The sequence below is a fragment of the Agrococcus jejuensis genome (assembly GCF_007679035.1).
GTDB classification, from domain to species: domain Bacteria; phylum Actinomycetota; class Actinomycetes; order Actinomycetales; family Microbacteriaceae; genus Agrococcus; species Agrococcus jejuensis_A.
Window position 1 is genome coordinate 1,106,557 of record NZ_VEFR01000001.1, and the last position, 9,073, is coordinate 1,115,629.

Annotated in this window: 12 protein-coding genes and 1 tRNA gene; 5 read left to right on the forward strand and 8 right to left on the reverse strand. The window is 73.1% G+C overall.

The window, feature by feature from the left end:
• Positions 1-19 precede the first annotated feature (19 nt).
• Positions 20-325 (forward strand): helix-turn-helix domain-containing protein, encoded by a 306-nt coding sequence (locus tag FS793_RS16800; RefSeq protein ID WP_369008503.1) that lies wholly within the window; start codon positions 20-22, stop codon positions 323-325.
• Here the strand turns inward: FS793_RS16800 and FS793_RS05375 are convergent.
• Positions 288-363, reverse strand: a tRNA-Lys gene (locus FS793_RS05375). The two genes, FS793_RS16800 and FS793_RS05375, sit on opposite strands and share 38 nt — an antisense overlap.
• Positions 364-437: 74 nt before the next feature.
• Here FS793_RS05375 and bcp point away from each other — a divergent pair.
• Positions 438-917, forward strand: coding sequence for a thioredoxin-dependent thiol peroxidase (gene bcp, locus FS793_RS05380; RefSeq protein ID WP_144719274.1), 480 nt, complete (start codon positions 438-440; stop codon positions 915-917).
• Between the two features lie 6 nt (positions 918-923).
• On the opposite strand, the gene FS793_RS05385 is transcribed toward bcp, so the two are convergent.
• Genes FS793_RS05385 through FS793_RS05395 form a run of 3 tightly spaced genes read right to left on the reverse strand, consistent with a single transcriptional unit; the run spans position 924 to position 3,645 of the window.
• Positions 924-1,550, reverse strand: a complete 627-nt coding sequence (locus tag FS793_RS05385; protein WP_144719276.1) for a GNAT family N-acetyltransferase — start codon at positions 1,548-1,550, stop codon at positions 924-926.
• Positions 1,551-1,558: 8 nt separating this feature from the next.
• Complete coding sequence (locus tag FS793_RS05390; protein WP_144719278.1) at positions 1,559-3,235, reverse strand: ABC-F family ATP-binding cassette domain-containing protein; 1,677 nt, start codon at positions 3,233-3,235, stop codon at positions 1,559-1,561.
• Positions 3,232-3,645, reverse strand: a complete 414-nt coding sequence (locus FS793_RS05395) for a hypothetical protein (RefSeq protein ID WP_092505599.1) — start codon at positions 3,643-3,645, stop codon at positions 3,232-3,234. Before FS793_RS05395 ends, FS793_RS05390 begins: the two co-directional genes overlap by 4 nt.
• A 149-nt stretch (positions 3,646-3,794) precedes the next feature.
• Here FS793_RS05395 and FS793_RS05400 point away from each other — a divergent pair, with 149 nt between their 5' ends.
• Entirely contained in the window at positions 3,795-4,043 is a 249-nt protein-coding gene (locus tag FS793_RS05400) for a WhiB family transcriptional regulator (protein ID WP_092505597.1), read from the forward strand.
• A 121-nt stretch (positions 4,044-4,164) separates the two neighbouring features.
• Here the strand turns inward: FS793_RS05400 and FS793_RS05405 are convergent, their stop codons facing one another.
• Genes FS793_RS05405 through FS793_RS05415 form a run of 3 tightly spaced genes read right to left on the reverse strand, consistent with a single transcriptional unit; the run spans position 4,165 to position 7,480 of the window.
• Positions 4,165-5,646, reverse strand: coding sequence for a sensor histidine kinase (locus FS793_RS05405; RefSeq protein WP_144719279.1), 1,482 nt, complete (start codon positions 5,644-5,646; stop codon positions 4,165-4,167).
• 5 nt (positions 5,647-5,651) lie between these two features.
• The gene (locus FS793_RS05410; RefSeq protein ID WP_144719281.1) at positions 5,652-6,881 is read right to left on the reverse strand and encodes an AAA family ATPase; all 1,230 of its coding nucleotides are present in this window, start codon (positions 6,879-6,881) and stop codon (positions 5,652-5,654) included.
• Positions 6,878-7,480, reverse strand: coding sequence for an SAF domain-containing protein (locus FS793_RS05415; protein WP_144719283.1), 603 nt, complete (start codon positions 7,478-7,480; stop codon positions 6,878-6,880). Before FS793_RS05415 ends, FS793_RS05410 begins: the two co-directional genes overlap by 4 nt.
• Positions 7,481-7,629: 149 nt before the next feature.
• Here FS793_RS05415 and FS793_RS05420 point away from each other — a divergent pair, with 149 nt between their 5' ends.
• Entirely contained in the window at positions 7,630-7,881 is a 252-nt protein-coding gene (locus FS793_RS05420; protein ID WP_260980032.1) for a helix-turn-helix domain-containing protein, read from the forward strand.
• Between the two features lie 25 nt (positions 7,882-7,906).
• Here FS793_RS05420 and FS793_RS05425 read toward each other — a convergent pair whose 3' ends face one another.
• Entirely contained in the window at positions 7,907-8,488 is a 582-nt protein-coding gene (locus tag FS793_RS05425) for a hypothetical protein (RefSeq protein ID WP_144719287.1), read from the reverse strand.
• A 163-nt stretch (positions 8,489-8,651) separates the two neighbouring features.
• On the opposite strand from FS793_RS05425, the gene FS793_RS05430 reads away from it, so the two are divergent.
• Positions 8,652-9,062: an Rv3235 family protein gene (locus FS793_RS05430; RefSeq protein ID WP_144719289.1), complete on the forward strand. Its 411-nt coding sequence runs from the start codon at positions 8,652-8,654 to the stop codon at positions 9,060-9,062.
• The last annotated feature ends 11 nt before the right edge of the window (positions 9,063-9,073 follow it).

A 9,073-nucleotide genomic window follows, 5' to 3' on the forward strand; every position in this document is an offset into this window, starting at 1 on the left:
ATGGCATACGATGCATCCCATGACCAACGTGTTCCCCCTGGCACCTCCAGAGCCAGCGCACTTCGATGCCGTGATCGGCCGGCGCGTTCGCGACCTCATCCGAGGGCGCGCCACTCAGGCAGAACTGGGCGCGGTGCTCGGGCTCGGGCAGAGCGACGTGAGCAAGCGCCTGCGCGGCGCGATCGCATGGAAGGCCGAGGAGCTGCGGCGCATCGCTGACGCCCTGGGCGTCTCGATCGCCGTCGTATACGGCGAAGAGCCGCCGCCTGCTGGCGACGGCTCTTCGGTGGTACACCCCCCGGGACTCGAACCCGGAACCAATTGATTAAGAGTCAACTGCTCTGCCAATTGAGCTAGAGGTGCTCGGCGCATCACTGCGAACCGAGGAACCACACTAGCACGACGCGGAGGGCGTGTCGGACCACGATGATGGACGCATGCCTCTCGCCGTCGGTGACCTCGCTCCGGACTTCGTCCTCCCCGCCCACGACGGCTCGCAGGTGCGGCTGTCCGACCTCCGCGGTCAGCGCGTGATCCTGTGGTTCTATCCCGAGGCGATGTCGCCGGGCTGCACGCAGCAGGCGTGCGACTTCCGCGACTCCATCGAGGCGCTCGCCGCCGAGGACCTCACGGTGCTGGGCATCTCGCGCGACTCGGTCGAGCGCCTGGCGCGCTTCGCCGAGCGCGACGCGATCCCCTTCCCGCTGCTCAGCGACGAGGACCTGCAGGTGCACCTCGCGTACGACACGTTCGGCGAGAAGCAGCTCTACGGCAAGACCGTGCAGGGCGTGCGGCGCACGACGCTCGTCGTCGACGCCGAGGGCCGCATCGAGCACGCCTTCTACAACACCAAGGCGAAGAACCACGTCGAGATGCTGCGCAAGCGCCTCGGATTCGCGTCCGTCGCGACCGACTGAGCCGCCTCAGCGCGCTGCAGGCGGCAGCACCATCGTCGTCGTGCCGAGCGATGGATCGTCGGTCGCGGCCGTCAGCCAGTCCGGCGTCGCACGCAGCACCGTCTGCCACCCGTCGGCGCGATAGCGGCGCAGCGCTGCCGGGTTGAGGTCGACGACCTCGAGGCACGGGCGCAGTCCGGCGCCGCGGATGCCGTCGACGACGGTCGCGAGCAGTCGCGGACCGAGCCCCTGCCCGCGTGCTGCCGGGTCGACGAAGAGCGCGGACACCCAGGCGAGCTCGTCCTCGTCGCAGCCGTGCGCGGACGCGCACGCCTCGGCGGCTGTGCGCGTCGCGCCCGTGCTCGTCTCGACGCCGCGCTGGGCGGCTGCCGACGGCGGCGTGCGCAGCCAGCACGCGTGGCCGACGACGCGCCCGTCCAGCTCCGCCGTCCAGGCTGCCGCGGCGTCGTGCACGTGCAGGAAGTCCTCGACCGGGAAGGGCAGCGAGTCGCGCACCGGGTAGCGGGTGGCGGGCTGCTGCGCCCACAGCAGGTCGACGAGCGGCGACACGTCGGCCACGACCCGCGGCCGGATCGTCGCGGCGCCGCGGCGACCCGCCACCGCCGTCGCCTCTGCGCGTCGCTCGGGGTCCATGGCGCCGATCACCGTTCGGCGACGGCGCCGGCCTCGACGTGCCAGCGACGATCGACGTGCACGGCGTCGAGCATGCGGCGGTCGTGCGTCACGAGCAGCAGCGTGCCGGCGTACGACTCGAGCGCCTGCTCGAGCTGCTCGATCGCCGGCAGGTCGAGGTGGTTCGTCGGCTCGTCGAGCACGAGCACGTTGACGCCGCGCGCCTGCAGCAGCGCCAGGCCGGCACGGGTGCGCTCTCCGGGCGACAGCTCGTCGACGGGACGACCGACGTGGTCGGCGCGCAGGCCGAACTTCGCGAGCAGCGTGCGCACGTCGGCCTGCGACCAGTCGGGCACCTGGCGCTCGAACGCGTCGGCGAGCGGCGTCGACCCGGCGAGCACGGCGCGCGCCTGGTCGATCTCGCCGATCGCGACGGACGCGCCGAGCGACGCCGAGCCCGCATCCGGCTCCCGACGACCGAGCAGCAGGCGCAGGAGCGTCGACTTGCCTGCGCCGTTCGGTCCCGTGATGCCGATGCGGTCGCCCGCGCGCACCTCGAGCGACAGCGGGCCGAGCTCGAAGGCGTCGTCGCCGGATCCCTGTCGCACGACGGCACCCGAGAGCGTCGACACGACGCTCGAGCCGCGCGGCGCCGCGGCGATCGACATCTCGAGCCGCCACTCCTTGCGCGGCTCCTCGACCTCGTCGAGCCGTGCGATGCGCGACTCCATCTGGCGCACCTTCTGCGCCTGCTTCTCGCTCGACTCCGACGCCGCCTTGCGTCGGATCTTGTCGTTGTCGGGCGCCTTCCTCATCGCATTGCGCACGCCCTGGCTCGACCACTCGCGCTGCGTGCGCGCCCGCGCGACGAGGTCGGCCTTCTTGTCGGCGAACTCGTCGTACGCCTCGCGCGCGTGCCTGCGCGCCGTCGCCCGCTCCTCGAGGAACGCGTCGTAGCCGCCGCCGTAGACGCGATTCGTCGACTGCGCGACGTCGAGCTCGAGCACCTTCGTGACGCAGCGCGCGAGGAACTCGCGATCGTGGCTCACGAGCACGATGCCGCCGCGCTGCTCCTGCACGAAGCGCTCGAGACGGTCGAGGCCGTCGAGGTCGAGGTCGTTCGTCGGCTCGTCGAGCAGCGCGACGTCGAAGCGCGACAGCAGCAGCGCCGCGAGGCCCACGCGCGCCGCCTGCCCACCGCTCAGCGCCGTCATGAGGGAGTCGGGTCCGACGCCGGCACCGGATGCGAGGCCGAGGTCGGCGAGCACCTCGGGCAGCCGCTCGTCGAGGTCCGCGGCGCCCGAGGCGAGCCATCGATCGAGTGCGACGGCGTAGACGTCGTTGGGGTCGCGGCCGTCCGCCCGCGGCGACGCGTCGCCGAGCGCCGCAGCGGCCTCGTCCATCTCGGCCGTCGCCTGCGCGCAGCCCGTGCGCCGCCCGACGTGCTGCGCCACGGTCTCGCCGGGCACGCGCTCGTGCTCCTGCGGCAGCCAGCCGACGAACGCATCCGCCGGATCCGTCATGACCGAGCCGTCCTGCGGCGCATCGACGCCGGCGAGGATGCGCAGCAGGGTCGACTTGCCGGCGCCGTTCGCGCCGACGACGCCCACGACGTCGCCGGGCGCGACCGTGAGGTCGAGACCCTCGAAGAGGGTGCGGTGGCCGTGGCCGCCCGCGAGCTCCTTCGCGACGAGGCGCGCGCTCATCCGGCGTCGCCGTCGAGCTTCTCCTGGCGCTCGCGCGCCAGCCACTCGCGCGTCGGCTTGCGGAACACGATGATGAGCGCGGCGAGCGCAGGCACGAACATCGCGAGGGCGAGGGGCACGGGGCCCTCGGCGCCGTTGAACGTGCCGAACGAGATGCCCAGCTGCAGCACCTGCCACACGACGACGGCGGCACGCGACCACGAGCGGCCATCGAGCACGCCCCGTCCGGCCTGCAGCAGGAAGAACGAGAGGCCGACGAGGCACGCGCCCCAGAACAGCCCTGCCGTGACCTCGCGGGCCTCGCCGCCGATCACCGTGACCACCGACCAGATCGCCACGCCGAGCACCGCGACCGCCTCGAGGAAGACGATGATCGCCAGGATCCCCGCCGCTCTCGGGCGTTCGCTCATCGCTGCATCCATCAGACCTCTTGCCCTGCCTTCGACCCGTGTGGGAGAATCGCTCCTTGGGTCGCTGGCGAGGACGCCGCCCCATCTGAGTCTTGTCGTGCACTCGTTGCACGAGTTCTACCTCTCACCACATTACAAGGAGTGCCTCTATGGATTGGCGCGATGACGCCGCATGCCTGACGGTCGACCCGGAGCTGTTCTTCCCGATCGGCAACACGGGTCCTGCGATCGATCAGATCGAGAAGGCCAAGACCGTCTGCGCGCGCTGCCCCGTGACGGAGCAGTGCCTCCAGTACGCCCTCGAGACCAACCAGGACTCGGGTGTGTGGGGCGGTCTGAGCGAGGACGAGCGTCGCGCCCTCAAGCGCCGCGCCGCCCGCGCCCGCCGCGCCAGCTGACGCGAGGTTCCCACGACCGACGGGTCGACCCCTACGGGGGTCGGCCCGTCGTCGCGTCCGGCGCCGGCACGCGCACAGTCGTCGACCGCGACGCGCGCCGCGCGTCCCCCGCTCGTGGCGACTAGTCGCGGTCGAGGAACCGCAGCGGCACCGAGATCGTGACCTCGGTGCCCTGGTCGACGCGCTGGCCCCAGTCGATCGCGCCCGAGAGCTCGCCCGTGATGAGCGTCTTCACGATCTGCGTGCCCAGGCCCGAGCCGACGCGTCCCGCGGGCAGACCCGATCCGTTGTCGCAGACCCGCACGGTGAGCGTGTCGTCGTCCCGGTCGGCGTTGATGCGCACGAGCCCGTCGCGCCGACCCTCGAGGCCGTGCTCGACGGCGTTCGTCACGAGCTCCGTGAGCGCGAGGGCGAGCGGCGTCGCGTAGGCCGACGGCAGCACGCCGAACGACCCGCGCCGCTCGGTGCGCACGGTGGCGTTGTGGATCGACGCGACCTCGCTCGTGAGCTTGAGCGTGCGATCGAAGACGGCGTCGAAGTCGACCGACTGGCTCAGCCCCTCCGACAGGGTGTCGTGCACGACCGCGATCGACGCGACGCGTCGCTCGGCGTTCACGAGCGCCTGCTGCGCCTCGTCGGAGTGCGTGCGGCGCGCCTGGATGCGCAGCAGCGCCGCGACGGTCTGCAGGTTGTTCTTCACGCGGTGGTGGATCTCGCGGATCGTCGCATCCTTCGTGATGAGCGACTGCTCCTGGTGCCGCAGCTCGGTGACGTCGCGCGCGAGCACGATCGCACCGATGCGGTCGCCGCCCCGGCGCAGCGGCACGGCGCGCAGCGAGATCGTCACGGCATGCGTCTCGATGTCGGTGCGCCACGGCGCGCGGCCGGTGACGACGAGCGGCAGCGTCTCGTCGACGTCGTGCGACTCGTCGATGAGCTCGGTCGTCACCTCGGCGAGCGACCGCCCCTCGAGCTCCTCGCGGAAGCCGAGGCGCACGAACGCCGAGAGGGCGTTCGGGCTCGCGAACGTCACGTTGCCTGCGCTGTCGAGGCGGATGAGGCCGTCGGAGGCGCGGGGCGCGCCGCGGCGCGGGCCCGTGGGCGCCGACTCGTCGGGGTAGTCGCCGACCGTCATCATGCGCAGCAGGTCGTCGGCGCACTGCTTGAAGGTGAGCTCCTGACGGCTCGGCGTGCGCTCGGCGACGTTGGAGTGGGTCGTGATGACCGCGACCGTCTCGAGATCGCCGCCGACGCGGCGCGCGACGGGCACGGCGCGCACGCGCGTGTCGCCGTCCGTGCCGGGCTCGGGATGCGTGCCCTCGACGATGCGGTGCGACGAGAACGCGTCGTCGACCTGCCCGCGCCACGCGTTGCGCACCGGCTGGCCGATGAAGTCGCGGTAGAACAGCGTGCCCGACGAGGACGGCCTCGCGTGCGAGAGCGCGATGAAGCCATCGGGGCCCTCGGTGGGGAGCCAGAGCACGACGTCGGCGAACGCGAGGTCGGCGATGAGCTGCCAGTCCCCCACGAGTCGGTGGAACCAGGGCACGTCCGGAGCATCGGCGAGGGCGTGCTGCTCGACGAGCGTCGCGAGGGTGGTCACCCCCGTCAGCGTAGTGCGATCCGCAGGCCTCTCCTGCGCGTCGCTCGGGACGCGGCACGCGCCGCCGCGCGCGTCGGCTCGGCGGGCAGCAGCGTGAGCGCGGTCGCCTGCATCGCCCTGCGCAGCCGCGAGCGACCCGCGACGTCGACGAGCGGCCTCGCCGACAGCAGCGCCGCATCGGCAGCGCCCTGGTCGAGCGGCCACTGCGCTGCAGGCGCGATGCCGCCGAAGCGCTGCAGCGTCTGCGCGACGCCCGTCTCGGGTGCGAGGCCCGACGCACCCGTGCGCACCTTGTTCACGACGACGGCGACGCGATCCGACGGCACGACGTCGACGAGGTCGGGATAAGCGCGCAGCAGCCGCATCATGCCGACCGGGTCGCCGCCGGCGAGCGCCACGACGCGGTCGGCGGCACGCAACGCGGCGATGGTCGCGGCGTTGCGGCGCGGGCCGAAGACGTCGCTCGAGATCTCCTCGTCGCGCTCGAGGCTCGCAGCGACGTCGACGACCGTCCAGTCCACCCAGTCGCGGCACGCCTCCAGCACCCCCGCGACGCGATCGGCCGCGAGCTCGGGCCAGCGGCCCGCGCGCGTGATGCCCGTGAGCACGCGCAGGGCGCCCACCGACGACTCGACCGTCTGCGCCACGCGGTCGAGCTCGTCGACCGTGAGGCTGCCCGTGCGCACGAGGCGCGCGGCGGCGGCGAAGCCCGGCGCCTCGTCGAGCAGGCCCAGCGCGGGGGCGACGGATGCGGCGTGGCTGTCGGCGTCGACGATCGCGACGCGCTGCCCGCGGGCGGCGAGCTCCGTCGCGAGGCCGATCGCCGCCGTCGTCCGCCCAGGAGCCCCTGCGGGACCCCAGACGGCGAGCACGCGACCGCGGGGACGCTGCTCGCGGGCGGCCGTCGGCGTGACGATCGCCCATTCGATCGCCGGGAACCCGTCGGCGAAGCGCACCGACTCGACGCCGAGCGCGCGAGCCCTGCCCGCCTGCGCCGCGTCGTCGACGACCGCGACGACGCGCACGCCCGCGGCGTCGCAGACCCGCACGAGCTCGGCGTCGAGATGCGGCTCGTCGGGCGAGACGAGCACGGCATCGACCTCGACGTGCGCGAGGCGCTGCACGAGCTCGCTCGCCCGTGCCGCACGCACCGCGATGCGGTGGCCGTGCCGCTGCGCGAGGTCGGCGAGCGCATCCTCCCGCTCGAGCGGCGCCGAGATCGCGAAGACGGTCACGGCGCCACCGGGGTCGCCACGGGCACGACGTGCACCGCGTGGGCGTTGGCGACGGCGTCGAGCACGCCTGCGACGTCCTCGCGCGGCACGAGCACCTCGAGGCGCACGGCGTCGTCGGCGATGATGCCCTCGTCGGCCAGGAGGCCGACGACGATCGCGTCGCCCACGAGCACCGTGGCCGCCTCGAACGAGCCCTGCTCGCCCGGCGGCGCGGCCCACACGTCGACGACGCTGCCCTCGACGACCGTCGAGGCGATGCCGCCGTCGAGCGCGAGCACCACGGTCGCGAGGTCGACGGAGTCGGCGTCGCCCAGCGCCGTGAGGGGCAGCGCCTCCCCCGCACCGACCGGCGACACGACGACGAGGCCCTCGGGCGTCGCCTCGCCCGCGAGGTACGCATCCGTCGCGCCCTCCATCCGCAGCTCGACGGCCTCGACGTCGCCGGCGCCGATCACGTCGCCCGGCAGCAGGGTGTCGCTCGCGACCCACACCGTCGTGGATCGGCTGGTCGACTGGATCACGAGCCACACGCCGACGATCGACACGACGACGAGCACGGCGCCGATCGCGAGCCTGGGGTCGAGCCACGCGCGTCGCATCCGAACCTCCTGGGAATCGGGGGCACCCGGCCGGGTGCGTGCAGGTACCGTGCCAGATGCCGCGCGGCGGCGGCCCCCGCTCTCCACAGGAGACCGACTCTCCACAGGCAGGGATCGCGCTCACGGCGACCGAGAGCATCATGGACCCCGTGAACGAGCGACGCTTCCTCAGCGCGGCAGACGCCGCCGAGGTGCTGGGCGTCGAGCCGCGAGAGGTCGTCGACCTCGTCGACTCCGGCTCGCTGCCTGGCATCCGGGTGGCCGGCGGCTGGCGGATCGAGCTCGCGGTGCTGCAGTCGTGGATCGACGAGCAGTACGAGGCGCAGCGTCGCGGCGCGCTGTGGCAGGAGTCGCAGACGGCGTCGATCGCCGATCTCTTCGGCCACTTCAAGCGCCGCTGAGTCCGCGGCGCGCGGGGCCCGGCCGCTACGGCAGCCGCACCCAGTCGATCGCCGCGAAGGGCACGAGCTCGACGCCCACGACGTGCCGCGGATGCCGCGACGTGCCGGGCTCGTGGATCGCGAGGTCGAGATGGTCGCGCGCGACGCGGTCGATCGTGCCGGGCAGCGGCGCTGGGCAGCGGAGCTCGACGGGAGCGCGGCGTCGCGAGAGATCGCGCAGGGCGAAGCCGAGGCTCAGGCGCGCCGCGAGCGACGGCTGGCCGCCCGCTCGTGGCTCCTCCGCCTCGAGGGACCGCACGACCGCATCCTCGTCGAGCCGCACGCCCGCGATCGAGCGCATCGGCACGATGCAGCCCGCGCCGTCGGCGGCGCCGTCACGGATGGTGCCGCTCAGCCAGTCCTTGCCGATCGCGAGCCGCTCGATGCGCAGCCGCTCCCCCGAGCGCAGTCGCAGGTCGAGCGACCTCGGTGCCGCGCGCAGCCGCTCATGCAGCTCGAGCCTGCCGACGCGGAAGCGCTCCTCCTCGGCGAGCGTGTCGCGCTCGTGCGCACCCAGCTCGGCCTCGAGCTGGCTCTCGAGGTCGTCGAACAGGTCGTCGAAGCGCACGCGCCGACGCTAGCCCGACGAGGGAGCGACGCCCGCACGCTGTCCACAGCCGCACCGCATGCCACAGGTCGACGTTCTCCACAGATGGGGAGTTCTGCCCATTCCCAGCGAGCACCCACCGGTCTACCGTTGCCGCCACGCATCGGGACAGGAGCACAGGGCCATGGCACGCGCGAGGATGTCGACCGCCGAGGTCGACGAGTACTTCGACTACCAGCCGTGCTCCACCATGGACCTGCCCGACCCGACGCCCCTCGTCGACAACCTCACGCGGTGCGTCATCGAGGTGCTGCTCGGCACCCGCGAGGTCGAGCAGGTCGCCCGCTGGGTCACCGAGGACACCTACCTGCACCTCGCCCGCCGGTCGATCGCCGCGCGGCGCACGCGAGCGCTGCGCAGGCAGCAGCCGGTGCGCGCGCACTACGAGATCGGGCCGCTCGTCGTGACGCATCCCGCCGACGGCATCGTCGAGGCGACGGCGATCGTGCGCTCCCCAGGCCGCACGCGTGCGGTCGCGATGCGCCTGGAAGGCCTCGACGACCGGTGGCGAGCCACCGCGGTGCACGTGCTCTGATCGAGCCCGGC

Bases quoted from the DNA above. Each gene is read 5' to 3' on its own strand.
- FS793_RS05430 (WP_144719289.1), top strand. From the start codon at position 8,652: ATGGCACGCGCGAGGATGTCGACCGCCGAGGTCGACGAGTACTTCGAC.
- FS793_RS05385 (WP_144719276.1), bottom strand. From the start codon at position 1,550: ATGGACCCCGAGCGACGCGCAGAGGCGACGGCGGTGGCGGGTCGCCGC.
- bcp (WP_144719274.1), top strand. From the start codon at position 438: ATGCCTCTCGCCGTCGGTGACCTCGCTCCGGACTTCGTCCTCCCCGCC.
- FS793_RS16800 (WP_369008503.1), top strand. From the start codon at position 20: ATGACCAACGTGTTCCCCCTGGCACCTCCAGAGCCAGCGCACTTCGAT.
- FS793_RS05415 (WP_144719283.1), bottom strand. From the start codon at position 7,480: ATGCGACGCGCGTGGCTCGACCCCAGGCTCGCGATCGGCGCCGTGCTC.
- FS793_RS05400 (WP_092505597.1), top strand. From the start codon at position 3,795: ATGGATTGGCGCGATGACGCCGCATGCCTGACGGTCGACCCGGAGCTG.
- FS793_RS05395 (WP_092505599.1), bottom strand. From the start codon at position 3,645: ATGAGCGAACGCCCGAGAGCGGCGGGGATCCTGGCGATCATCGTCTTC.
- FS793_RS05390 (WP_144719278.1), bottom strand. From the start codon at position 3,235: ATGAGCGCGCGCCTCGTCGCGAAGGAGCTCGCGGGCGGCCACGGCCAC.